Here is a 25,858-nt window from a genome sequence, read left to right as displayed (position 1 = left end):
AGTTAAACTACTCACATAACAAAGTTGTAAAGGCGGACAAAGAAGGCTGGCTTTGTTTGTGTCTCACAAAACGATAGCCAACAATTTTTAGCCAGTTCTATCGGCGTCAACTATCTCCAGGGAAAGTATGAACAATACCGAAAGAGTTTTTTCCAATAATTCTGAAAGTGCATGGCAGGGGCTGGTAGTTTGGAGTCCAGCTAAATCGATTTGGTTTTTATCAAATTTGTTCGTTTCGTTGTTTGCTGCACCATTCTTTTTTTCGCTTTCCGGCTTTCTCGTTTTTATCGCCTTAACAGGCATCACGCTCTGTTTAGGCCATTCATTGGGTATGCACAGGTTGCTTATTCATCGGTCTTATGAGTGCCCCCTATGGATGGAATATCTTTTTGTCTATCTAGGTGTCTTAGTTGGTATGGCCGGCCCAATTGGTATGCTTAGACAGCATGACCTTCGCGATTGGGCACAACGTCAATCAAAGTGTCACGACTACCTGCTCCACGGTTCGACTATGATTAAAGACGGTTGGTGGCAATTAAATTGCGATTTAAAGCTAAAGCACCCTCCGACGTTTAATCTAGAGCCGCGGGTTTCTAGAAGTCGCTTCTATCAATTTCTCGAGTCAACCTGGTTGCTTCAGTCCTTTATCTTAGCCTTTCTCTTATATATGTTAGGTGGTGTGAGTTGGGCCATATGGGGTGTCTCAGTCCGTGTGGTTGTTTCAATTGGAGGGCATTGGCTGATTGGATATTTCGCCCATAATCAGGGAGAACGTACATGGTCTGTAGATGGTGCTGCTGTGCAAGGTCATAATATAAGAATTGCAGGATTTCTTTCTATGGGTGAGGCTTGGCATAACAATCATCACGCATTTCCTGGCTCCGCGATGCTGGGGTTATACAAAGATGAGCCAGATCCTGGTTGGTGGGTTTTAAATGCTTTACATAACCTTGGTATAGTCACCAATATTAGACTACCCGAGCACTTACCTAGTCGCTCAGAGCTGAGAGTTGAAGCTAAAGATTTAAACAGCAGAGATAAGCGTGAACCTGAAAAGTGTGAAATCGCTAATTATATCAGGAGATGATATTAGCAAGACCATCATACGGACATTGTTTATTCCGCTGCGCTTTGAGGTAGTTTCGCGACTTTACACCAAAGCTCCACCCCATAAACAATACCGAAGTGACAGTATTATAGCTTTCGGAGGCTTTGGTGGAACTGTCTAAAATAGTTGATTCGTGTGAGAAGTTGTTATGCGCGACGTCTTTTAGCTTTAAAGAACTTCCTTCTGAGGTAGCTGCTATCAAGTTAGACTTTGAATCATTTTGTTGCTTCATTAGTGTACTTGAAGATTCTGATGAAATAGTTGTGGCTGATTCACTTTGCACTGGCAATCTCATTGAGTCAGATAGCCTGCTGCTTTTTAATGAGTGTTGTAGTTCGGAATTGTCATGGGCTTGGTACATGGTTAACAATCAAGGTTACACTGATGCTCTGAGGTTTGAATTCAAAAATGGTCAAATTGTTGAATTAGTTGTAGCGGCATCCACTATTAAGCAATTTAGGTTGAGCGAGCTATAACAAACGCATTCTTCGCGAACTATAGCCAATGGAGAGCCGCATTTTATGGGAGCGTTATGGATCATGAAGCAAATATTTACTCTACTACTTATCTTTTCACTAGTCGGCTGTAATGACTCCAATAAAGATGTAGTGAAAGCTGGCGTGAAAAAAGATTGTCAGTACGATATACAAGAGGGGTTTCAAGTTACTTTGCATTCGACAGAAATACCAAATGAAGACCCTAAACTAATAAAATTTGAAATGTCATCTGTCATATTGTCAGAAACTGATTATCAAAATGCCTTGTCAGAAATTCAAGATAATTGCTGTTTTCAGGAACGAGAGCATCCGACAAATGAACAGTTCAGAATTTTCGTTAATGAAAAGCCAAATGTAGCAAAGGCTTCTTGTATGTTTGATGTACTAAATAAAGGTATCGTGTATATCCATAAGCAGTGGTCTGATGTATAACAGTGCCTAAACCCAGGACGAAAAACAGCGTGCTTACGCTACTTCGTCGCTAATTTCAGTCAAGCATTTATGCGCCTGTTGGTAAGGTGTTAAGCCCCGTGAGATGCTGATGAGTAAAACGAAGCTAATCGAAATCAACCTAAATGTTGCGAAAGACCTTGTAAGGGTTCTTAAGCGAAATGAAGACCTTAATTGTCAGGGGTGTTTGGATGATGTTCATCAAGATGACTGTCCAGCAAAAAGAATGTATCAATTGAGAAACTATCTTACCCAAAGGGTAAATAACCCAAACAAGAAATATGATGTTTAGTGCGGTACAGAGCTTTGAATCCAGCCTTAGCAAGTTTGCCAATGCTCTCTTTTCTGGCTGAACAGCTAAAAGTGCGGATTTACGGTACCGCGACCCGTTACAAAGTTGCTAGGTAACTTATGGAAAAATTGACTTCAAATGAACTTCAGTTCTTAGTTGCTCTTCTTGCGTCTGAAGAGTCTGCGGTGAATGAACTTAAAACCGAATTTGATGCCAGAGGTGTCAAAGACATGAGAGTACAAGCCGTATTACAAGGGCTTATTTCAGACGGGACTGTAGGTTTAACAAAGTTTCAAAACGAGGAATATCACGATTACAGCAAAAGAGAGTCACTTGGCCTCGTTGAAAACTGGGCCAGCTTTGTACTTTCTCCGCTTCAACTATTCCTCACTGATGAAGGATATAAGCGCTGGGAAACCGATGACTGGGGAATGACTACCAAAAGAGCAAGGAGTTTAATGTTTTCTAATCCTGGAAACTCAATTCGTATTTAAAGTAATCCGCTACCTAGTAAGTTATTCAAAAGGAAGCAAAACGATTGTTTTGCGCTTCTTTTTTGAAAAACTTCGTTGATGCGTTTGTACGCCATTCATTCTCAGTAGTGTCTGGTTCTGAGCTCACGCATACAGGCTCAGAAAAACGTGACTAAAACCCCCTTACTTACTGTATTCAGGTCTAAGTGAATGCGGTTACTTATCAAATCAAGTTTCTCGCTTTTACTGAACTCACAAATATCGTTTATGCCACTGAGCTGTTTAACTTATTGAAATTTGAGTGTTAGTTGATTTGTATAGCGAGAGTGCAATTCTCGTTAACATCAGGGCTCGTTTTCTACCGACAGCTACAGACTTGAAGGCGAGGGCACTAGGTGATAGGTTACTGTTCTTATTACAGATAAGTTGGTTTAGTGATAGGTTGGAAATGCCTTGGGAACAGGTTTAAACCGGCACTCTTACTAATAAGTCGTTAGGTGCATATGCATAAGAGTCTCAAGTTCATCGATTTGCTCGTTAGATATATGGCAATTATTGGACTCGCTGTATTTGGGTCTATGGCGGGGATTTTCGCCTTAACGGCATTGGTTGCCCCTGGCCTAAGTGAAACATATCAACTTTTGGGTATGCTACAGATTTTGGTATGTGGGGTTATGATATGGCTTGTTATGTATATGGCTTACTCACCGAAATTGCTGGCCAAATATACTCCGCTTTCGGAACCAGTGGCCGTTGTAATTGCCAGGATTATCGTTTACCCAATTGGAGCTGTTCTAGGGTTCTTGTTAATAAGGCAAATCTTGCTCGTAGCAGTGCCTGATTTACTTCGGGTGTTTCAGTGATGCGATATCAAACATTTATTATGTTTTGGTTGCACCTAACAAGTAACTAAAGCGGGACAAATATAGCTTGGCTTTTGTCACTGGCTTTCTTTTCGCCAAGCTAATTATTTGCCTCTTAGCTGGGCGTTAGGTATACATATGAGTCTTCTGCCAATGGCTGATGCAGTGTCCAATAAAAAGGACGTGAAGGAAGCTAAAAGAATCATAGCAGTAAAGCAACTAGTTGGTGCTGCCAACAACACAAAGTGGAATGAACTCATCTCAGAAATGCGTGAACTTCCTAACCCTCCTTGTTATCGAACTAAGGTAGTCAATGGCTACATCTCGGAGTGGGATAGTGAGTGGTATTATCACTTACCATTTCCATTACTTTGTGTTGAATGGATTGATATTGATTTGTCTGAAAAGGTTTTAAGTCTTGTTCAACGGATCGGCTTTGAATTTGAAGTGACGGATTCATTTGTCAGAGTTTGGGGTTATTTTCCAAAGTGTTACAAAGAATTTGGTGCAAAGTATATCTAACTAAGGTCGTTAAACCTAGGGCACAAAACAGTTGGCTTGTGCTCCTTTGTCGCAAATTGTAGCCAGCTATTGTATGTCGTTTACGGCTAGCGTGGTGTTTCAGGGGGAGCATTGTGGATTGGAGAGGGAAGCTCACTTCTTTATTTCCTGACTGGCTGGAAGAGAGCGGGATAAAACGATTCAATAACTCCAATCATAATTTAAAAGTTGGTGATGAAGTACGTGGAATTGTAATTTGTCGTGCTCAATTTGGGGTGTGGGCAGATATTGGAGTTGGATATCCTGCTTTGATTCATTTTGCTGACTTTATCGCACCTGACGTCAAACTAGACGGCTATGTTGGATTCCCCGAAGTTGGTGAATCTGTTAATACTATAGTTAATGCCATAAGTCCCCGTGCTGAAATTGACCTGATCAAAAAATATAACTTCAGAAGTATAAAAATAAATAAACGCATGGGCTTTAAAATCTGACTTTATAAAAGCAATAGGGTATGGATGAGTCTCGATGCGCTTTATGAAGAATATACTCAAGTAAAATCAATGAAAGATAACAGTAAACGCCGACACCCTGTCCGAAGGCTTGTAGGTAAAATAGCCTAAAATTCTCCAAAAGTTCCCATCACTCGTTAGCTTAACTCATTTAATCTCTTACGCAGGCTGAGAAAAAGTGGTTTGTTATTAATGTCAATTTCATTTAATATCTGTTCTATTTGAAGGGGGGATGCTGGCTGTGTTAAAGAGCTCTCATTTATAACCTTATATATTAGACATAGGCTCACAAGTTTTTGTCTGGTTACTGAACCTGTTTTCTCGCCTCAAAATAGGGTGCTTAATTAAGAGAGTTAGTATAAATATATGGAAAATCTCCAGTCTGTACGGAAGACCTTTTTGATGGTTTAACTCTGGCAACATTTAACTTATAAAATTTCAGCACAAGCGCCCCCAGAAAATGTTGACATATTGCCAAAGGAAACAACCCTTTAACCCTACTCGGGTGACCCGATATTGAAAACGGCGTTGTTTATGTAAACTTAAAGCCCTTAATTTGTATCAATCCTTTGCAATTTCACAATCGTCTTACCGTAGCCACGCTGGATAGTTACTATGAACAGGGTGTATAATGAGTCACTCACATTCGTTCTTAGGCTCTCTGGGAAAATAAATAGTGAGCTTTGCGTATTTAGCTAGCAGTTTACTGGTCTTTTTTAAGGCGTTTAGTGGATAGAGTATGAGTCGGATGGTAGAAGTAGAAATTGAAATTATAGGCCCTATGCCAGCTTACTATAAGATTGCAGACGATATATGGGGTGAAGACGCTGATATAGACTCAGATGGAAATTCGGAAACCGCTGAATCTACAGATTGGAGTGAACTAACAATTATATTGCGATCAGATCAAGATCAGCGAATTGATATTGATACGATACCGGGCAAAGAACATTTTCTGTTACTTTGTGCTTCAAGCAAAGAGTTATCAGAGTCGGTAATGCAATTTTTGAGAGATCAAGGCTCTATAAAATGAGGAAAACACTTAACACCTCATTATTGCAGGATAAAAAATAGTTGGCTTTTTTCGTATCTTGCTAATTTTTAAAAGTTATTTTATTGCCTCTAAATGAGGCATTTCGCAGATCTGGAGATACAGTGCAATATTGGAAAGGGCCTTCAGAGTCACATCTAGGTGAAGGTATAGTTTGGACTGAGTTCGCTGATGAAGGGCATGCTCTTCGGCAAGTCGAAGAGTATAATGGAAGATGGTTTTCTTCCAGAAACGACTCTGATGACGAATGTTGGCTATATGGTGGGAACGTTAAAGACCTGGATATGTCGGATTCAAAGAAAATATCTAAAGAAGAATTTGAAGTGGTGTGGCAAAAATCGGCGTAACAAGTCACTCTAAAGGGCGCAAAACACTTGGCTTGCGTTTTTTCGTTGCTAATTTTAGCTCAGTATCTATGTGCCGACTAAAGGCGTAGGGTGTACTCTAGGATTTCTAATGTTGCATTCATTATTTTTGTCTCTAGCATTAAAAGAACTAAACAAAGGCGGAACACGTTCTTATTCGATTTTTTCAGCTACTTCCACATTATCATTTTTTGTTCTACTTAACATTTTTTCATTCTTGATGATTGGTGAGCTCTTGATAGGAGAGGTTTTTTCTCAGATCAACGATGTTCTATTTGCTCAGGGCTACTTTCACTTTGTCACTATTATTTCATACTTTTTGGTGGTGGCTGTTATCTACTTTCGTTTTCGAAATATCAATCTGGCATTACAAACAAATTCGAGAAAATCGCACTTAGGTAAATTTGCGATTTATGCTGTAATTAGCGGACTTGTTTATGTAGGTATTCTATTTTTGAGTATTTAGGTATACCTAACACACCGGCTAAAATACAAAATACTCAACAGGCTGGTGGAAGAAAGTCGCTAAATTATAACCAATTAATGTTAGCCTACGATTGAGGCATTGGGGAGCCTCTCATAATTGATACCCTCCAATTTGATGTATCAAGCGCACATATTCGCGCATAGCTCCGCGCAATGGTTTCTCTGTCATAACATAATCGCTTAGTCGCCTGGCCTCATTGCTAAATTGCCTGGAAATTTCGTTGTTAATTTGAGTAATCAGCATACATGTCGATCCGCAAGAGAATATTCATAGCCTTCACCTGAAATACATCGAGCGAGTAATTGCAGAATATCGAGCCGGTGAGGGTATCGGCGGTTACTATGTCTCTGGCCCAAGGTGTATTGGTGGCTATTAGCCAGAGTTTCTTACTACAAGCTCGATAACTAGCATCAGCAACGATGATTGGAGTACATTTCTCAGGCAGGGTACTGGCAAGTATTGTTTAATCTAGTCTGGGATGTCTGCTTAAAAAGCATATATTGTCAAAACACAGTGTGCCTTGCGGAGTTTGTCATGATCGGTGCAATGATTTGCAATAACTCTGCTACTAAGGCAATGTATGTGACGACTTGCACTCTGGTTGTTGTGTGCTTGGGCTCTCACACAATATAGCTGTTTTAACAACTCTGTTCTTGAAGTGTTGTGATCTGATGAATATTTGAGTAAGTGGATATAAGGAAATAATCAGTATGAGATATTTGATTTTTGCTCTATTAATTTTTGCTTCCGTACCCTGTTTTTCATTGAGTGAAGCCGATCGTCTGGAAATCTCCAGAGCTAGTGAAGGCGCACCCTCCCACGTTACTAAAGATGCTACTTTTCTAAAATTTAAAGGTGGAAAATTCATACCTATAAAACAAGGGAAAAACAAGTTTACATGTGCTGTAGTACACGATCCGAATGGAAGGTATGAACCGTCCTGCTTTAATGAGCCAGCTGTGCGAACAATCCTACCAGCATATGAATTACATATGAAATCACTGTATGAGGGTAAGTCTTACGATGAAACATACAAAATTGTAGATGAGGCTTTTCGAGCAGGTAAGTTGCCAACTGCCGAGACCGCTGCTTTGGTCTATATGATGTCACCAAATAATAAAATGTTTTACAACGGCAAGTTATATCCTACCCCTGTACACCATATGTACTTTTATCCAAAACTAAAAAGTGACGTTTTTTCTTTGGGAGAAGGGTCTGTTTCTCTTTGGCAGGGATTTCCACATTTATCCGCCGTGATAGTAACGATAGATAAGCCAGAAGATCATAACAAAGCAAACCATGGGACGCATTAAGTGCGCCCCTGTTTGCGATGTGTCTGATGAAAAGCAATTCCTTTGTGAGAGCATCAATGTTGCCATTAGCATCTAAAGTGGAGGAGTGAGATGGATCGAAGAGAGTTTATTAAAATGTGTGGGTTGCTGGGGATATCTGTACCACTCACTTCATGCAAGAGCGACAGTGGCTCGAACTCCACACCGTCAAATTCTTCCGGGTCTGTGCTCATTATTGGTGCGGGGGCGGCTGGGCTGGCTGCTGGATATTTGCTTAATCAGAACGGTATCAGTTTTCAGATACTGGAGGCATCTTCCACATATGGTGGTAGGATGAAACGCACGACCACATTTGCTGATTTTCCCATCCCGCTGGGGGCGGAATGGCTACATGCCTCAGAAAACGAATTAACGAAGGTATTAAAGGCATCGTCATGGGAAAACTCTATTGAGCTTCAAGGTTATAAAAGTCAGGATCGAGTTGGGTATTTTGAAAATGGCACGCTAAACCTTTCGCCAATTTTTGATGCATTTGGCAGTGATTTTGAAGATAAAAAATTTATAAACTGCACCTGGTTTGATTTTTTTGAAGAATATGTTGCCCCGAGTATCCAGTCACAAATAACTTTTAACACTCAGGTAGTGTCAATTGACTATACTGGAGATAAAGTTATTGTCACTGACCATAATGGATCGCTTTACGAAGCCGACAAAGTCATTGTCACAGTACCGCTGAAAATATTGCAAAATGAGGTGATTAGTTTTAGTCCGTCTCTGCCATATAGCAAACTGAATGCGATCCAGAAGGCTCCGATTTGGGGTGGTATTAAAGTGTTTATACGCTTCGCTGAAAGATTTTATCCGACTTATCTCACATTTCCTGATAGTGAAACAAGTGCTGGTCAACGGGCCTATTTTGATGCCGCACACGGACAGGACACATCATTCAATGTACTGGGGCTTTTCGCTGTGGGTCAGCAAGCCAGGCAGTATCAATTGGTTTCGCAAGAAGCGCAACTCGAGTACATTCTTAACGAGTTAAATCAAGTTTTCGATGGTAAAGCCTCTCAAAATTATATAAATCATGTTGTGCAGAATTGGGATGATGAGCCATATATTCACTCTGCATACCTGGCGGATATCGCACCGTCGAGTATTTCAAGTGCTCTTTCCAGTACCATCGATCATAAGTTGTATTTTGCCGGAGACTCGTACACGCAAGAAGAGGATTGGGGCGCTGTGCATAATGCAACTCAAAGCGCCAGGCGTGTTGTAGAGGAAATCTTGAAGCCCTAAGCGCTTGATATAAATATCTCCCCCATTCATTGATTTAAATTGGCTATTTCTTATGTCGATTGGCTTGACTGAATAGTAGCTCAAAAGTAATTGATTGACGTCCTAATCCGATGATTGCACATCCAGAGTATTCTGATAAAAGGCTTTAAGTTTATTCACATCCCCCTCTAACCATTGAGTAAGCCAGTTGTCATAGATCTCAGCAGCCACTGAGTCACTAATCTTTTGCTTGTAGACTTGTGCGACTAAGTTAGCAGCATAAATACCTGACATTAAGGCCTTAAGCACGCCGTGTGACGATGTTGGATCAAGTACAAATGCAGCATCTCCTACAATGTAATAACCCGGCCCTGCCGGCACCTTGGTTTTTCGCCAGCTAACGTCAGCCCCTTTAATACCGCCTAGCCCTGGTAAGTGAGCTAACTCTGTTGGCGGCGCATTGATTTTTCTCTGTGCTCTAGTGTGCTTATTAGCATCGGAAGGTGCTGTTGGCTTTGCATCTTCAATGAACGTGTTTTCATCAAAAAATAAACGTGTCCAGTGAATGGTACGCTCAGAGATCTGAGCTAACCATTGCCATTCATTGGTTAACACTTTAAATCTCGGTTGTTCAATGCAGTCAGAAGCCTGATTAATACTGACATAACCATAACGTGCATAAAGTGGACGACTTAAATAAGTCAGGCCCGTATTTAGTTGTTTCGCTAACCAATGTCTGCCGCCGGAGGCATCAATAATGCACTGTGCCAGGATCTCACCTTGAGTTGTAGACAAGCCCGTAACCTTGCCACTATCTCTGACTATTTCCAGGGCACGGCAAGGCTGGCGAATATCTACGCCCAGCAAGCGGGCCTGTTCAATTAAACACAGATCTAACTGTTCTCTTGGGATCTGAAAACCTTGCCAGCTGCCGTTGTCATCTTCTCCAAATGCTTGAAAGGTGGTGTTGTCTCCTTGTTCAGTCCATTGGCCTTTATAACGCAGAGGGGCTTCTGCCAGTATTTTGTCTTCAATACCCAGTTGACGAAAAAGGGGCTGTATACCCGGGTGTAAAGATTCCCCCGGCCGATGCCGGGGAAAACTCTGCCGCTCAATTAAAATGACATTAAGCCCGCTCTGACGGGCGGTAATAGCGGCTGCACAACCAGCCGGGCCGCCACCTATTATCAATAAATCAGCACCGGACATTAAGCGACTCCGGATAGCTTAAATAGCATAAAACGGGTTTATACATCACGACTAACCCAGTTACTGCGGCGAGCCGAACCGTCACCCAGGTTTAAACGCATTAATACATTGTCGCCTGATCCGACAAATACCACCCAACTTACCTTAACCTGGTATTGGGCATAGTGTTTGGATTCATCTGTGGGGGTGGGGGTTGGGGACGACACGTTTTGCTGACCGGAAAATTCATTATCAAACCCCTCAACGCGATAAATAGGACCGGTTAGATCCACATTGGTGCGCTCTTCTGCTTGCTCTAATTCGCTATCTCCCGGGTTAACTTGTTTAAACGACACTATATGTGCATCATTTTTGTTATCAAGCTTATCAATTGCCCGGTAAACCCTAAGCATGGCCACTATCCGACGTTTATATTCTTCAAGTGAGATCTTGCTGGTTTGTGCAATTGAAAATAGCCCATTCAACGCATTGCGAGTGTAATCGGCGCGAGGATAATCAGGGAATTGCACCACACTACGCTCTGCATTACGGTCGACAAAGTGAGGGCCGGTTAAGCCATCCCACGAGACTTCATCACCAACGCCGCTTTCGGCATCGGTTAATGGCACAACACTACCTGCGCTAAAAGGCACTTCAAAAAAGGTGCGAGTAGTATCAGGTGCAGCTGCTGGCCAAAAGGTGCTCAGCGCAGCACATAACTTGGCATCCTCCGGAAAGGGGCTACCTAAACCATACGCGGCCAAATGATCCACATTGCCTTGCGGGGTACTTAAAGTATCAAAACTGGTATCCCAGCCAGGGGCAAAAATACCAGCCGCGCCATCCGGCAAAAAGGTATTTCGCTTTGGATGAGCCATTTTTATGATTTCAGCAGTTGTGCCATCCGTTGCCACTTCGGCCTGAGGTAAAGCTACTATTGCACTAGCGGTGATATCATTTTTAGTAAAAGGTGAATTAGGTAACTGAATGTTTGCTGCGACCCTTAAGTCAGATAACGGGGTTGGATCTGCCCGCCATAAGTTTTGCCAATGGTTGTGTTCAACCAACCAGCTCCACCAGGCAGGTAGGGTGCCCGCACGTGCCTGTTTGGGAATATCATTTTTCCACCAACTATAAACAAAACGCTGACGCACCTTAGGGAAGAAGTCGGGCGCAGAAACCAAACTATATGCACTGATGCTTTCCAGCGGTTTGCCATTGTGCGACAAACCAGTATTACTTTCAGCCACTTTAACATGAGGCGTGACAGAGCCATCGGCGGCAAAATCCAGGTAGTGGAGTGCATTAAAGCCACCTTGTTTGGTGATGTCGATGACATCAGGGTTGTTTGTCAAACTGGTCTTGCTGCCATCTTCATTAACCTTTTCCCGAATATGGGCATACTCGGGCCAAGGGCGCGCACCGCTTCTTTCGGCTTGCATCGCCAAAGTCGGAGCAAACGCATTGTAAAAGAGGCCTCTGTCTGTCATTTTAGGAGTCATAAAATCTAACGGCGCTCCATCTAAAGCGGCGCCTGCAACTAAAGGGTGGGCAACCGGAACTAAAGCACCAGCCCCAAACGTTGTCGCATCACCCCACTCAGCTAATAACTCAGTAAGCCGGAAAGGTGACTGACGTAACGCGGATTCCGGCACTTCGCTAAGGCCTTCCCGGTTAAGTAACTCTGCAAATTTCTCCAATTTTTGATTATACAAATTGGCTTGCTGATCAACGTCAAGTTTAAGGCCCGAAATACATTCCTCGCCGTTGAATAACTTGTGTAAGGGCACCCAAAATTCATTATTCGAATCATCTACGTTTTCGCTTAACACCGCGACCGGGCCAAAACGGTCTTTACGACCTTTAAACTTAGCGGCAATATAAGGACAGAAGTGGCAGGGCAAAACACGAATTTGATGAATATCGTCGTCATCTAAAAACACGCTATAGCCTCTTAATTCGGGTGAGTAAACGGCTTCATCGGTTCCTACCCGGGCAATACCAGTACGCGAAAAACACATATCGGCATGAGTACCATGTACGGTTGACTGAGCAACACGGTATTCGGTACTAAAGCTACACACAGCCAGCTCCAGCTCTACATTGTCCGGAAAGCCCATAATGGTACGAGCTTGTTGTTCAATGTCTGCCAATGTGGCTTGTCTGGCGGCAAAAACAAAGTTCTCGACAACTTCTATCTCTGCTCTGCTCGGAAACGCCTGAAGTTCAAATCCATCCGGTTTGGTTAATACATTCGGGGACGCAAAAGCATGATATAACAAGCTTTTAGCAGGCTCACTGGCACTAATTAAATGGTTTGCTGATACATGAAAGTCAGTAAAGCCGGCCAGGTTCCTATCTATTGTTAAGGGCTTGGTCAATAACGCTTGTTTAAAATCATCATCACTTAATTGCCGTAACGTTGCTAAGCCGATTTGCCAGCCATGGTGGTTCAACAACTCCAACCAGCCTGCGTCTGCGTCAATTAGTCTGATAAGTGCCTGTTTAACTTGTTGTATTAATGCCATCACAATCACTCCTTTACGTCGTGAATTTAGTTTTAGTTGGATAGAGCAATGCCAACTCTTGCTAGCCATTAGCTAGATTTCAGAGTTCACATTAGAATTGCTCAACATAACCGGGCAGCGAAATTGCTACACAGGAAAAATGCACAAACAAAAAGTTTTCCTAAATTTAATATATGTGGTGAAAGTGTTGCGCGCAAATAAGCCAGCCATAAACTCCTTTGGGATTACCAAAACGACCGCTTTGTCTAAAACCACTTATTGAAACAAATATCCAGGCTGTTCTATGGAGGTAGTTACGCACAAATTACTATCTCGTCCTACTGATCACCCTAAAGAGGGAATTCTCCAGTGCTTTGTTGAGGTAGCAATGTTTGTAGGGTGGACTTCAATAAGTTAGAAGAGTTGCCTATAAAAAACTCCGAATGGCTCCATAAATGGCAAGGTATTCATTACATCACCCATCTAAAAATGACACACGCCAATTTAGAACATCCCGCTTTTTGATGAGGATGGCCGTGGTGAATGTTGATTAGTTGGCTCCTCATAATTGAGGTTGCCCATGGCGGCTCATGCGCTTGGGCTCAACAAAAACAAGTTCACTACTTGTGAGTGTTTTTTCATTGCTCAGTGACCGCCTGGGTAAAAATGCATCACAAATTATTACAATACTCCAAGTTACTTAAATAGGGCCATTGGTTATCTTCTAACTGTATCTATCGCATAGATTGGGCTCCAAAATTATTAAAAAATAAAAGTGCTTGTGGCGAGTATGCGGGGCATGTCAATCAGCAATAGTAATTGAGCAACAAGCTCTGTTAGATGAGAAGAAGAGACTCAATTAACAAGGGACACGTGCTTTGGTTATTTGGGCTTATCAACATATATCTGTTCTTATTCATTAGTCCGACTTTAATTGAACAGGTAAATTAACAAAGAGAAATTGAATGCTAAAAAAGTGCTTAATAGGTATCGCGGTCCTGATCTTACCGCCGGCTGTTTTTGTCATGGATACAATTATTGATAGCGGAGCATATAAAACAATCGAACCGCATTTTGCAGGCTCCTGCAGTACAGTAGAGGGTGTGGTGGGCGCAGAGGATATAACGATTGACCCAACAAGTGGTCTGGCTTTTATCTCTGCACACGATCGGCGCAACTGGTCTGGTGGTGGTGGGATATATACTTATCAAACAGGCTCCTATTCAAAGCCAACGCTTATGTCTCACGACCTTAGCGATACTTTTTACCCGCATGGAGTTTCGTTGTGGAAGAACCCTCATGGAGCTGATCGGCTTTTTGTCGTGAATCATCCCCCATCAGCCCCCGGCAGTGAGCAACGCTCTGATAGTGAAGTAATCATTTTTGATATTATCGATGGGGCGCTTAAACGTGCAAAAACATTTAAAACAGATTTACCGTATAGCCTAAATGACGTTGCGGCAATTAACAGTGAAAGTTTTTATGCAACCATCGACAAAGGCAGCCTTACTCGCTTTGGTCGCCTTTTGGAATCCTTCGGCCGTCTGGCGCGTGGTGGAATAGCATATGGAAATAACGGTAGTATTACTAAATTAACTGGCGACCTGACTTACCCAAACGGTATTCAAGTCAGCCTTGATTCGTCAAAAGTGTATGTCTCAGAGTCCACTGGTGAGAGACTGTTAACCTATGCTCGAGATAACCAAACAGGAAAGTTGCAACTCATCGACGAAATGACAATTGATAGCGGGCTTGACAACCTTGAGTGGGATTCTGAAGGTAACTTGTGGGTCGCAGGTCATCCGCAAATGCTCAAGTATCTGGAGCACAGTAAAAATCATGCAAACCTCTCAGCGTCACAAGTACTTCGGGTAAATGTAAACGATGGTATGTCGGTGGATGAAATATACCTGAATAACGGAGAGGCTATCTCAGGTTCAAGTGTTGGTGCGCCCTATCAAGACCACGTGTTGATCGGCAGTGTTTTTGAACCATTCATACTTGATTGTAAACGGGATTCAAGCATGAAACCACAATAACAAACTGTTTAACAGCGACCAAATTTTGGCTGGCTGATTTTGTTTCATGTTGCGGCTAACCAAATAGTGAGTTTTTACATAAGCGAGAGCTGTTGTATTGAGGAGTCGAGATGTATATTGTTTTTGATGGTGACGAGATAGGAAAACAGCTAGAGAAGTTGATTTTTTCAGATTGTTTAGAGCAAGCTGCAAGTTACTCAGCATTGATAGCAATGGAACTACAACAAATTCGAGAACACCTTATTGCTTCAGGTTGTGAAGTGGTTTTTTGTGGTGGTGACAGTATATTAGTGAAAGCTTCTTCGGACTTTATTGTTAGTCCAGAGCTGCTTAGCAAAAATGGTATAACCTGGTCTGTAGGAGTTGGAGAAAAGCCCAGTGATGCGGCACTTGCGCTAAAAAAGGCGAAAGCTTTCGGGCGAAATAGAGTTGAAATCTTTGGAGTGGAATAATGATGCACATATGTATGGCTGCCAAGGTTTTTGGTTAAACGAAGCCTAGATGAAACGCTAACTGTACTCATAAAGTGAATCTAATAGGTATGATACTATCCTGGGATTACGAGTTGCTGTGTATGTACTTCAGGAGGGTGGGTGGAAACGATTTATCAGAAGTTTAAAGGGCACAAAGTTAAGTTCGTATTTAATGACAAAGCGTTGTCTTATGAATATAGCGACTCGGAAGATTCTATCGCGTTTGAGGCCCAGTATGATGAAATTGATGTGGAAAATGTCATTCGTTCTACATCAAAAAATGCGATATGGAAATTTATCGCGTCACCTTTTATTTTTCTGGCACTATTTGCTGTTGGTAAGGCTTCGCTGAATGTTGATTCGATTGAGAAGCTTTTAGCAGGGCTGGTGGTCACTTTGATTTGGGTGTTATTAGCGGTGGGGTGCTGGATAAAATACAAACGCTCTGAAGTTACCTTTACTATGTTTGATAGTGTGAGAGGCCGTTTGATTGTGGTTCATGATGGACAAGAAGATAAAATTATTAATCTCCTGAAAAAGTCAGTATCCAATTATCAGAGTATGCTTTCATACTTAACGAGTAATGCAGTGCATTAAAATCAGTTCTTGAGATACAAGTATTAACTTTGCTTTTTTTGGGGGGCTCGGGAAAAGGTATGGGCAATACACATAACATGCTAATAATGGCGCGGATGTAACGTCAGGCTAACGCTCATTCGCTGTGAAGCTTAGTCTGTATTTGACGCTTAATATTGGAGCATTGACTTATTTGTTAATTCTATGCGGAAATTAATACTCTTAGATATTGTTTTGGTATTGGTCCCTGCGACTATCTTAGCTGTTGGAGGGCTGTTTTTAAGCTACTTCATAGTGTTGGATTCGTTAGTAAAAACAGTGAAATTATACGAGTTCTTGGTGTTGTCATTACTTGTAATGTGTACTTTGGCTATTGTCTCTTTGTGGCTATTGTTAGTTGAGTTATATAATACGAGAGAATATCTCTAAAAAAACAAAAAGCTACTGTAACTTTTTTGCTCTCCTTGGCGGCATTATTGCTATTTGGGCTTCAGTTTTAGTGCTTATAAACTCAATATTTGGCTTCGGGTCACCTGAAGTTTTTCAAGTCGGTGGGTTATTTAGTCCTGGTATTCCCATGCTAATACCCTTAATACATTACTGTTATCTTTTTCGGAAGTATTATTCTAACCGAGGTCATTAGTTAATGACAATGTAACGCTAAGAACGCACTGCTTCGGCGCTGATTTCAGAGTGGATTTAGTTGCACATTTTTAAGGGCTTATAGCCAAGATGAAAATAGTAACCTCTTTACCCTATGATGTAATATTCCAAGGCGAGTCTTTTGTCGACAGATATAAAATAAATATGCTTGGGTGTGTCGCACCTGCATTTAGCTTTTTCTTGTTACCAGAGGAACTTGATTTTTTAGTTGTATTTTTACTTTCGGTGTTCTATTTTTATGTGATTTTTCTATCTGGGCTCAGTAGAATTTTATGGAAATTTGATAAACCACTTTGGTGTCAGCTTTTTTTATCTCTACTATTTGGTCTGGCTGCGGTCGTGTTTTTCAGGTTTTTCGACATACAACATTGGCTAATCCATGATGTTGGTTATTTTCCTGATGGAGAAGTAAAACACTACTATGCGACTGTATTTTTTGCGCCGCTATTAGCAGCATACCTCGATTCGTTTAAAAAAGTAGAGTTAGCTTTCTACAAATCTAAGGGGTTTGACTATCGCGGTATGATAGTTGATCTAAATGGCTTGTGACTAGCATCAATGAGGTACATCCAATTAACTGGTTATTAAGAACTATCATGTCTTGTACCTCTATATCCTTACCGTTGTGTCGTCGTCATTGAGGATGAAATTAGCATTGCAAGACAGAAGTTATAAGCAAATGGCTGGTGGACACAGGGTGTCTTGACATAAAGGCCAGGGGCAAGGATTGCGATTCAAGGGATATTTCTTTCGACATGGCAAGTTTTCAGCAGTATGAGAGCCTGGAAGATGTATTCTGGTTTTCCACGCGTTGTGCGTTTCGTCCTTTAGTTGAATTAAAAATGCAGTCGTTTTACTTCTTTCACCGAACTACAATAAAGATGTAATTCGGCAACAATACTATAGTGTTAACAGACACATTGAAATTGACACTTTGCTGGTCGCTGAGTGGGGACACCGCATCAAAAAGCAAACAAGTGTTTAGCCGGTATTTTATGCAAACGTAAATGCCTAAGGAAATACTTGAATTTAATAGCTTACAGCCACTATCGGTCTAGAAGATCATCCGACAGGATTAACAGGTTGTTGTACTGAGGAGGTGTGCAAGATTTTGGGCGCAATAAAAATTGATACTCGAAAGGTACTGAACTTTGTTTCTCAGCTGCGAAGGCTTTGTATCGGTAACAGTCTGGAGGCAATGCTCGTTGCAAATGGTTAATCATTGCAATGAGTTTGGAATAGACAGAAAGTAAGTCAGGTGTGCTTTTTTATCTCAGTGTGGGCACTTTATTGCAGGCGTTATTTCATTATTAACCTAAGTAAAGGAGTACTTATTTTGAAAGGATATTTGATACTAGACTTTTCTATCACCGACTTTCCTCGTTTTAAAAAATATATTAAAGAAATCCCCGAATTTATTAAAAAGCATGGAGGAAGGTACGTTGTCCAAGGTGTTGAGCCCGAGGTCATGGAAGGGGACTGGCACCCAGAAAGAGTTGTTGTACTGGAGTTCCCAAATAAGGATGTCGCCAAAGAGTTTTTAGCTGATCCTGACGCACAACCTCTGTTCGCGATACGCCATAGCACAACTAAGAGTAAGTTGATCTTAGTTGAAGGTTGCTGTTAGGAATTGTAACTATAAACTCAGCAATCTATTTAGTTGTCGGTTTTGTTCTCTGTGTCTTATGAGAGTATTCAAAATATGACTTTCATAGCATCAGCATATGAAAACATATGGTCTTCATCTTTAAGAAGTAAGCTTAGAGCAATCATGTTCGGGTGTTACAGTGCAATTAGCACTTAACTTTGAACACAAAGGTCGCAAAGCGTTAACTGCGTTTCGAGGAAATATTTTGAAATCACAAATAACCAGAAAGTCACTACTGGAGCTGTCCCGGCAATATCCAATCGATGCAGGGATCAAAGAGTGGCGTTTTCGTTGCACAGAAGTAGGTCCATCTCAATATTCAGCAGAGGGAGAGGATACGCTGGGGCGTAAAGCTGGTTGTTCGGGTGTCGATTTTCATGAAACTCTAAATAGCTGTATTCAACAGGCAAAAGACATTAGTCAAATGACGAGAAAATCAAAGGTGCAGTATCAGTTAAATTATAAGAGCGAAGTCAAATTTGGCCCTGCATATTACTCATTGGAAATCGAAGGACATAAAGTACCGACTTTCTACTATGGGTTTGAACGCAGTGAATTGCTAGGTGGCCGTTATTTAGCTATTCAAGAATGGCTTACAACAGATTATAGAAAGGGGCCAAAAACGAGAGTTGCAATTTTTGACTTAGACAAGAAATTGGTTTCACGCTTGGAGATTGTTGAAAAAGGTTTTGTTAGTGACTTTAGGCTTACAGAAAAAATATTTTCTTACCGAAGAACTTACTATGCAAATGCGAGGGTTGTTGATCAAGAAGTAGACTGGGATTCCATTGAAAAGTGGAGCGATATTTATTAGTCATGAACTTTTTGGCAATAGTAAAAATAAGAGGGAAGTTTTGGTGTTGATTTTTTTAAAATGGTTTTTCTATTTTAAAGTTTAAGGTAGGGGTTGTGAATTATTCGTGTGATTTTTTCATTAATTAATATTGCTCCTTTTAAAAGTCAGATGTATCTTTTTTGATTAATTAACCACTATTCATTTAGCCTCATTATCACCTCGTGGCTAAGGCTGCTCAAATAAAGTGCTTATACTAGTCTCTTCTTTGATTAGCTAACCATACTGTTCTAATTCTTGTAACCCAGTTACGGTAGAGTGAGAGTGTAGCTTTAGTTGCTGCAAGTTCTTGGTCTTGCCTAAGTTTCAGTAGCGAGGAAATAAGCCTGATGGCGTTGTCTCTCATAAAGGTTATTTGGTAGGGTGAAAACACTTGGCTTTATGACTCAGCTGTTTGTTGCATTGAAGCATTTTGACGCCATCACATGGTGATGGAGAATCAGACTATATCAAGGGGTTAAATAATGTTTGCTAAACAATTTTCGTTTTTTATTTCGCTTTTATTAGTTGGCTGTGCAAGCACTCCAGCTTATCAGTTTGTTAGAGATTTTTACACGTATGAAGAAGATGTATATGATAACCTGACAAGCACTGGTGATACTTGCTTTGATAAAACCTCAAAAATAAAAAAAGAGTATAACAAGGCTACTATTTTGCTAATCGATAAAAATAAAAAGGACAAATCTCCAATTCAGGTAAATACTCAAATTGGGGTTGAATTTATTTTTCAAGAGCTTAAAAGCAAGGGTTTTCTTCCTATGAAAGAGCTTGGCATTACTGAAAAAGTTAAGTTGAAACACCCAAGGTTGGGCGGAGGGCCTCTATTTGCTTATGTTAATTATGCATGCGATAACAATTATGAGGTAAGCAGCAACCATGTCGAAAAATTTGATATAGATGTGGTAGGGGCTTGTGTGTCTGAACATACATCAACTCTATTCAGCTATCGAAAATATCCCGCTACAGAGAAAGAAATAAAGCGACGAAAATTACTAATGAGTTGTTTTGAAGCAAAAGGGCTCTAGAATCGGAGCTTCCAGGAATGCGGTGCTACGCTTTTTCAGGGGCCCGGACGACATCCCGACTTGTACTTGAAGGCGTTGTGCCGCACATTGTTTATAGGAGTTTGAAGCATGGAAGGAAATAGCGCCTTTTTTGTCATTTATTCTGTTTCTCAAGCGGTTGAGGCTTTGATTGGTATAGTAAGTACCATAGTAGTCAGTATTGCTGCGTATAAATTCAGTCAGGTTAAAGGGTTACCCTGGGGGAATGTTTTATTTTACTCGATATTAGGGTTTGTTGCTGTTTCAATGGCACAGTGGGTAACAATTGACATTTTGATGGAGTCGGCGGCAGATAGTGAGATATTAGTCGAAAGTATTTTTTTCGTGATATTGAGTATTCCATTCTTGTTAGCTTGCATAGCCCTTTATAAGATAGCCAGTCATATTGGTGATGATGCGTAGCTACGTATCATAAAAAAACTGGGTAAACCATGCCGTACTTTCTTCTGTTGGTCCTATATGTATTGGAGATAATTAATCCTACGTGGGATGATTCCCAGTGTGCTGAAGGCAAGGTTTTTCACTCCCGGATATTATAACTATTTAGAACTAACTTCCCTAATGAGTAGTTTGAGAGCAATCATGGTAATTTTTAGTTCAAAAAGTGTATATGCCATAATTTTTACACTGGGTATGTCAATTTTCCTGGTTATCTCATTTTGGGGCATTATGCATTGGGCCAACAATGCAGAAACGGTTGAAAGAGTAGAAAGACAGAGCATGCAATGGAAAGGCTTTGAATTGACAGAATACTCATTTACTGCGACTGACGCCTGCATATTTTTGGACTACAGTAAAGTGCAAGTGGTTGAAGGAAAGCCTCAATTATTAGAAGGGAAGCAAAAGGTGACTATTGAAGGGCGCTTCGATTTGGCAAAAGAGGTAATTCTGAATGCAGATGCCCTGCGAATTGAATACCATCCATTATATGGCTTTCCACTGAACATTGAGGTTGACTGGGACGATCAGGTTGTTGATGATGAATGTAGCTATTCAATTAAGGAGTTTAAGGTGCCTTAACAAGGCTTGTCAGCTTCCTCGCTTTGTTTACTTGCTCCCCTGATTTGACTGTGTTTGGAGATGGCGCATAAAAGGACATGAACTATGGAACAGTTAAAAATTGCTTTAGCCCTTATGGGCTTTTTTACCGGAACCTGTTTGATTTTGGGTGTGTTGACCGGCCACTTTCATTGGGCCTGTTTGCTAGTCGGTGGTTTTTTGTATTTTATATCATACGTGCTCTGGCCAAGTAAAAAACGTGGGAAACGCGAGACAGAGAGCGCAACAATGGATTTCCTCGAAGAGATTATTGAGTTTCCAATCGATGTAATCAGTTGGTTTTTGCGGGGCCTGGGTCGTTTATTTCGTTACTTGCTCAGTACTAAAGGCAATGGCGGGGACATTGATTTTTAACACTCACACTGGGGTGAGAGTTAATCAATTGCACAGAGAGTTCGTATCTAGTTTACGAGCCTGAGCTGAAAAGTTTTTTGATGGTGTTGTACCCGGGATCAGGTGCCTTTTATCGTCGCGGAGTAATAAACTCATGTTGGTTGAAAATTGGACAGTCACTCTATCTCAACTCCGCTTCAGACCTACCTAACATGACAATCTCATAGTTGGCTCAAATTTTGATACATACAGATAGGTATTAGAAATGTATCAAGGAGTTACCATGTTAATGTACAAAACGGCCGGTGCTGGCCCAGTGGCTGCTGAAAACAAAGTTGACACTGGCAGTAAATTGCCGGGGAGTGGAAATACAGACTCAGGCTTCAGCCAGGAGCTTGCTATGGAAATGCCGGAGTCTCAACCCTCAGAGGTTAGTTTGCAATATCAGCGAAAAGAGTTGCAGACGACGATCCGCAACGATAACTTTTTAGGCGAGATGCAAGAAGCCATTATAATGCAGCGCCTGGGTGTCAATCTGGAAAAGATCAAACAGCTGCAAGAGAAGCTGGATGAGCTTGAGGATTTATTTGAAGCTGGCTATTTATCAGAAAAAGACTTCAATGAAAAAGCGTCAGTGATAGAAGAAATGATCGCGCAAGAGTATCAAAAAGGGCAGAAGCGGGCACAAGAGAACGGGCAAAAGCACGAGCACGTCATGGTTGATTTTTAATTAGGCTTGCCATGGTTAAACGTTTTTAATTTGCGGTGCTCAAACTTGGGTAGTACAGGTTAAACCGTATCACTGAACATGGTAATTGAGAAAGGTAGAGAAGTAGCAGCCAGCCAAAGTAACCAGTGAGCAACGCCAGCCTAGCTTCTTGTTTGACTAGTTATGACATGGCATTTAACGCCCCATAACCGTTTGATTTATCTAAAAATACTGACATGAACCAAGGAAAGCGGTCCTGATAGTCTCTCGTTAATTTTTGATTTCCTTATTTCATGGCTGGGGCTCTTGGTGTTGCTCAACTGGAATATCCAAATATATAGCAGCAAGTGACGGAGCTAGTGCCACCATACGTCGGCAGGTAAATTATAAGCTATGAGTACAATGACCGTTTCAGAATAGCCTGCTTAGTTAAAACCGCTATAGGGATGATAGCTTTTGTGAGATATCAATAAGTGGCATCGATTTACTGCTGTTAAATAACACATCATTCGCTAAATGATTGCTCAATCACTCGCAAGTATAGTGACATAAAGCCTTCAAAATTAACTTTGAAACACTGCAAGGCAGGTCTGTACAATATAGGATATTGCCAGAGGTAAAAAATCAGTGCTTTCAGAGTAAAGCGTAATGTTAAGCACTACATCAAAAGGAAAGGTGTATGAGTGACTCGATAAAGTCAAAAGTCCCAGTGATATTTCTGCTATGTATTTCAATCTGGTGGGGAGTCTATTACCAGTCTGATAGCTGGCTAAATGATTATGGTCATGCAAACTTTGAGTGGCTATATCTTTTAGATGCGTTGTTTGTACTACCCGTCTTGTGCTTCTTATGTGTCAAGAATTATAAGCAAGCCTTGCTAAAAGCGATTGTCCTAGTGTGTTTGGCTATTTTGGTGGGGAGTTATATTATTCCCGAACACAGCAAATTGCTTTGGCATTACCTTGAAAGCGGCCGTTATTTTGTTTTAGCAGCAATTTTGTTGCTTGAACTGGTGGCAGCGATCACCGTATATTTTTCAATTAAGGTTGCCATCGGTCAGCTCGAAGATCCGGATAGCGCGATAGAAACATCAGTTAATCGGTATTTGGGTGACAGCACTTTGGCGAGGTTATTTACCTTCGAAATACGCATGTGGACTTTTGCGCTCTTTGCAAAGCGAGTAAAAGCAGAGCACTTTTGTGGTGAGCAGCATTTTACATATCACCAAAAAGATGGCGCAAAGAGTAACTTACTTGGGTTCATTTTCTTGATTGTCCTCGAAATGCCGATCATGCATCTATTTTTACATTTTGTCTGGTCACCATTGGCTGCGAATATTGCGACTTTTCTTACTTTTGCAAGCTTGGTCTTTTTTGTTGCTGAGTATCGCGCAGTGTCCCGCAGACCGGTCTCTTTGGTTGGTAATGAGTTAGTTATTCGTTATGGCCTGTTTCATTCGTTTGTTATCCCTTTAAAAAACATCGCCAAAATACAATTGCATGATGAATATGTGGCAAGAGGCCAGTGCGTAAAGCGTTACAATTACGCTGGTAACCCGAATGTCAAAATTGAGTTAGCTGAGCCGCAAGGCGTGGTGGAGTACATTTTTATCGGTCTTGATAATCCAGCACAGTTTATTTCATCCGTGATAAAGCGCGCTGGTGCGAATGAGCACTAAAGTGGTAGGCATGCCCCGCGAGTGCTTGTTCATCGACTCTTGCGAAAGTTACAATGCAGCTTGTTCAACAAACAGTGACAAGGATAATCATGAAATTGTTTAACTACGTGCTCGCAACCGGCTTGTGCTTTACTGCTTCAACATATGGTCAGACTATAAACTTGCAAGATTATGGTGCGATCCCCAATGACAATATAGACGATACGCAAGCTATCAATCAGGCACTGACCGATCTTGGAGTGCTTGCAGAGTCCTTTAAAAATCAAGGTATTTTTGATTCACGAGCAACGCTCTATTTCCCCTCGGGCGTTTATGACTACAACTATATCGATGCCCAGTCAGGTCAGCCTCAGCCTTTACCTGTGCCCAATAACTCAACGTTACGGCTGGAAGCTGACACCAAATTAAAGTTTAAGCATTATTCATATATGTTGCTGGAAAAAGACTCAATGCATATTCGCATTATTGGTGGGATCTTTGATGCATCTGATGCGGCAAGCTCGGGTGCTGCGGCCAATGGTGGAGGCTTTTTATTTGAAAATGGCCATAACATCGAGATAGATGGGGTCACAGTGCAGCACACTGGCGGCATTGGTATTGAGTTTAATAATGTTGCCAATTCTGTTGTTAAGAATGCCAAGTTAAACAACAATGCCTATTATGGAGGACAGGATAAGTTAGGTAAAAACAACCAATGGCTTAACTCCCAGTTTAATTTTAACGGGCTTGACAACCACTTTAAAGGCCGAGGTTTGACAATCTGGGGTGGGAACAGCCTGGTTGCCGGAAATGAGTTTATTGGTAACTCAGAGTATGGGATACGAATTTATGCATCGTGCGTGGACCAGGACAATTGTGAGCTAAGCCGCAATGCCAATATATTGATCAAAGATAATTATATTGCGAGAAACTGGCTTCAGGATATATACCTGTACGCGCAAGATGACCTGCTGTCTGATGTTTTCATCACCAATAATGTTGTTGATTTTCATTATAACATGGGCAAATCCGATGACCCCATTAAAGTCCACTCTGATCCTGCAAACCACCCAAAAGTGCCGGTAACCATAGCCGGTCGAAAAATCACTTTTACCGGGAATAAGATTACCAATATTGGCAATGATCCGGAATATCGCGCAATCCATGTCGTCAATGCGCACCAAGTCATCATAAAAGATAATGAGATCACTCAGTTTCAACGTGGGATCAGTTTTGGCATGAATACTACGTTGGGTTCAACTGTAAATGGCGATCACTTAATAGAAGGAAATAGGTTTAATGGAGTACGAACACTGATCCATCGTAATGACATTGGCGCTGTCACAAATGCGACGTTCCGGAACAACACAGTGATCAGCCTGGAAGGGTCATCTTTATACGCTGGCATTGAATTTTCGATCTCGAATGGGTTTTTACTCGATAACAATACATTCGACGGCTTTTATAAGGGGATTATTGTGAATGCAGGGACCGATGCCGTAATTAGCCGCAATAAAACAGTAAACTCCTTGCTCACAGGCTTCCAGGCATACGGCAATACGCCAAACGTGCTGCTACATAATAATTCATTCAATTAGCGAGAAACCGCTTTCAGGCAAGGTACGTCAGGTCTGAAGGCGGTGACGAATAAGGTTGAGCTTTTCACTTCCCGGCTCAAATTAAAAGTGTGCTGCCAAAACCTAATGAATAAGCTGCTGTTGTTTGTGGCTGATTGACAGGCTGATAGTTCGTTATCGGCCTGTATTTTAAACAAGTTAGTAAGTCTCTTCAGCTCTCATACCACTGCTTCGTTAACATGCCCAGGTGTCGACACTGTCTCATAACTACTAATACGATAGCGCCATATCAATCTGTGCATCATTGACCTCAAATCATAATTTTCAAAAAATTACCGGGCTGTAA

Annotated in this window: 26 protein-coding genes; 24 read left to right on the top strand and 2 right to left on the bottom strand. The window is 41.3% G+C overall.

Annotated features, from left to right (window positions below; translation table 11 throughout):
- Nucleotides 1-127 precede the first annotated feature (127 nt).
- The 11 genes from CWC22_RS11185 (at nt 128) to CWC22_RS11135 (ending at nt 9,187) form a co-directional block, all read left to right on the top strand.
- Nucleotides 128-1,087: an acyl-CoA desaturase gene (locus tag CWC22_RS11185; protein ID WP_230090567.1), complete on the top strand. Its 960-nt coding sequence runs from the start codon at nt 128-130 to the stop codon at nt 1,085-1,087.
- 128 nt (nt 1,088-1,215) lie between these two features.
- On the top strand, nt 1,216-1,584 hold the full coding sequence (locus tag CWC22_RS11180) for a DUF6334 family protein (protein WP_138536544.1): 369 nt from the start codon (nt 1,216-1,218) through the stop codon (nt 1,582-1,584).
- Nucleotides 1,585-1,647: 63 nt separating this feature from the next.
- Nucleotides 1,648-2,037 carry a hypothetical protein gene (locus tag CWC22_RS11175; RefSeq protein ID WP_138536546.1) on the top strand — a complete coding sequence of 130 codons (390 nt, stop codon included), beginning with the start codon at nt 1,648-1,650 and terminating at the stop codon, nt 2,035-2,037.
- Nucleotides 2,038-2,466: 429 nt separating this feature from the next.
- The gene (locus CWC22_RS11170) at nt 2,467-2,841 is read left to right on the top strand and encodes a hypothetical protein (protein ID WP_138536548.1); all 375 of its coding nucleotides are present in this window, start codon (nt 2,467-2,469) and stop codon (nt 2,839-2,841) included.
- Nucleotides 2,842-3,821: 980 nt separating this feature from the next.
- The gene (locus CWC22_RS11165) at nt 3,822-4,205 is read left to right on the top strand and encodes a DUF6678 family protein (RefSeq protein WP_138536550.1); all 384 of its coding nucleotides are present in this window, start codon (nt 3,822-3,824) and stop codon (nt 4,203-4,205) included.
- 113 nt (nt 4,206-4,318) lie between these two features.
- Nucleotides 4,319-4,678 carry a hypothetical protein gene (locus CWC22_RS11160; RefSeq protein ID WP_138536552.1) on the top strand — a complete coding sequence of 120 codons (360 nt, stop codon included), beginning with the start codon at nt 4,319-4,321 and terminating at the stop codon, nt 4,676-4,678.
- Nucleotides 4,679-5,435: 757 nt separating this feature from the next.
- Nucleotides 5,436-5,729 (top strand): hypothetical protein, encoded by a 294-nt coding sequence (locus CWC22_RS11155; RefSeq protein WP_138536554.1) that lies wholly within the window; start codon nt 5,436-5,438, stop codon nt 5,727-5,729.
- A 122-nt stretch (nt 5,730-5,851) separates the two neighbouring features.
- Complete coding sequence (locus CWC22_RS11150) at nt 5,852-6,094, top strand: hypothetical protein (RefSeq protein ID WP_138536556.1); 243 nt, start codon at nt 5,852-5,854, stop codon at nt 6,092-6,094.
- Between the two features lie 109 nt (nt 6,095-6,203).
- A complete protein-coding gene (locus tag CWC22_RS11145; RefSeq protein WP_125563796.1) occupies nt 6,204-6,578 on the top strand; it encodes a hypothetical protein in 375 nt (124 codons plus the stop codon).
- 731 nt (nt 6,579-7,309) lie between these two features.
- Nucleotides 7,310-7,912 (top strand): chromate transporter, encoded by a 603-nt coding sequence (locus tag CWC22_RS11140; RefSeq protein ID WP_125563794.1) that lies wholly within the window; start codon nt 7,310-7,312, stop codon nt 7,910-7,912.
- Nucleotides 7,913-8,002: 90 nt separating this feature from the next.
- Entirely contained in the window at nt 8,003-9,187 is a 1,185-nt protein-coding gene (locus CWC22_RS11135; protein ID WP_138536558.1) for a flavin monoamine oxidase family protein, read from the top strand.
- A gap of 102 nt (nt 9,188-9,289) precedes the next feature.
- Here the strand turns inward: CWC22_RS11135 and CWC22_RS11130 are convergent, their stop codons facing one another.
- Together CWC22_RS11130 and CWC22_RS11125 are read right to left on the bottom strand one after the other, a co-directional pair.
- Complete coding sequence (locus CWC22_RS11130) at nt 9,290-10,375, bottom strand: NAD(P)/FAD-dependent oxidoreductase (protein ID WP_138536560.1); 1,086 nt, start codon at nt 10,373-10,375, stop codon at nt 9,290-9,292.
- A gap of 38 nt (nt 10,376-10,413) precedes the next feature.
- Nucleotides 10,414-12,882, bottom strand: a complete 2,469-nt coding sequence (locus tag CWC22_RS11125) for a hypothetical protein (protein ID WP_138536562.1) — start codon at nt 12,880-12,882, stop codon at nt 10,414-10,416.
- Between the two features lie 944 nt (nt 12,883-13,826).
- On the opposite strand from CWC22_RS11125, the gene CWC22_RS11120 reads away from it, so the two are divergent.
- The 13 genes from CWC22_RS11120 (at nt 13,827) to CWC22_RS11060 (ending at nt 25,533) form a co-directional block, all read left to right on the top strand.
- Nucleotides 13,827-14,900 carry an SMP-30/gluconolactonase/LRE family protein gene (locus tag CWC22_RS11120; RefSeq protein WP_138536564.1) on the top strand — a complete coding sequence of 358 codons (1,074 nt, stop codon included), beginning with the start codon at nt 13,827-13,829 and terminating at the stop codon, nt 14,898-14,900.
- Nucleotides 14,901-15,010: 110 nt separating this feature from the next.
- Nucleotides 15,011-15,352: a mCpol domain-containing protein gene (locus CWC22_RS11115; RefSeq protein ID WP_138536566.1), complete on the top strand. Its 342-nt coding sequence runs from the start codon at nt 15,011-15,013 to the stop codon at nt 15,350-15,352.
- Nucleotides 15,353-15,493: 141 nt separating this feature from the next.
- Nucleotides 15,494-15,970 carry a hypothetical protein gene (locus tag CWC22_RS11110; protein ID WP_138536568.1) on the top strand — a complete coding sequence of 159 codons (477 nt, stop codon included), beginning with the start codon at nt 15,494-15,496 and terminating at the stop codon, nt 15,968-15,970.
- A gap of 711 nt (nt 15,971-16,681) precedes the next feature.
- Nucleotides 16,682-17,161 (top strand): hypothetical protein, encoded by a 480-nt coding sequence (locus CWC22_RS11105; RefSeq protein ID WP_125563782.1) that lies wholly within the window; start codon nt 16,682-16,684, stop codon nt 17,159-17,161.
- 787 nt (nt 17,162-17,948) lie between these two features.
- Entirely contained in the window at nt 17,949-18,239 is a 291-nt protein-coding gene (locus CWC22_RS11100) for a DUF1330 domain-containing protein (protein WP_138536570.1), read from the top strand.
- Between the two features lie 160 nt (nt 18,240-18,399).
- A complete protein-coding gene (locus CWC22_RS24435; RefSeq protein WP_230090566.1) occupies nt 18,400-19,074 on the top strand; it encodes a hypothetical protein in 675 nt (224 codons plus the stop codon).
- 503 nt (nt 19,075-19,577) lie between these two features.
- Complete coding sequence (locus tag CWC22_RS11090; protein ID WP_138536572.1) at nt 19,578-20,138, top strand: hypothetical protein; 561 nt, start codon at nt 19,578-19,580, stop codon at nt 20,136-20,138.
- Nucleotides 20,139-20,246: 108 nt separating this feature from the next.
- Complete coding sequence (locus CWC22_RS11085) at nt 20,247-20,579, top strand: hypothetical protein (RefSeq protein WP_138536574.1); 333 nt, start codon at nt 20,247-20,249, stop codon at nt 20,577-20,579.
- Between the two features lie 267 nt (nt 20,580-20,846).
- Complete coding sequence (locus CWC22_RS11080; protein ID WP_138536576.1) at nt 20,847-21,197, top strand: DUF6174 domain-containing protein; 351 nt, start codon at nt 20,847-20,849, stop codon at nt 21,195-21,197.
- An 84-nt stretch (nt 21,198-21,281) separates the two neighbouring features.
- Nucleotides 21,282-21,590, top strand: coding sequence for a hypothetical protein (locus CWC22_RS11075; RefSeq protein WP_125563773.1), 309 nt, complete (start codon nt 21,282-21,284; stop codon nt 21,588-21,590).
- A 262-nt stretch (nt 21,591-21,852) separates the two neighbouring features.
- Nucleotides 21,853-22,299 (top strand): hypothetical protein, encoded by a 447-nt coding sequence (locus CWC22_RS11070; RefSeq protein WP_125563771.1) that lies wholly within the window; start codon nt 21,853-21,855, stop codon nt 22,297-22,299.
- Nucleotides 22,300-22,957: 658 nt separating this feature from the next.
- The gene (locus CWC22_RS11065) at nt 22,958-23,956 is read left to right on the top strand and encodes a hypothetical protein (RefSeq protein WP_138536578.1); all 999 of its coding nucleotides are present in this window, start codon (nt 22,958-22,960) and stop codon (nt 23,954-23,956) included.
- An 89-nt stretch (nt 23,957-24,045) separates the two neighbouring features.
- Entirely contained in the window at nt 24,046-25,533 is a 1,488-nt protein-coding gene (locus tag CWC22_RS11060) for a right-handed parallel beta-helix repeat-containing protein (RefSeq protein WP_171044991.1), read from the top strand.
- The last annotated feature ends 325 nt before the right edge of the window (nt 25,534-25,858 follow it).

The organism is Pseudoalteromonas rubra (genome assembly GCF_005886805.2).
Lineage (GTDB): Bacteria > Pseudomonadota > Gammaproteobacteria > Enterobacterales > Alteromonadaceae > Pseudoalteromonas > Pseudoalteromonas rubra_D.
Note: the sequence above shows the minus strand (reverse complement) of the source record. Positions and strands in the feature narration are given on the sequence as shown.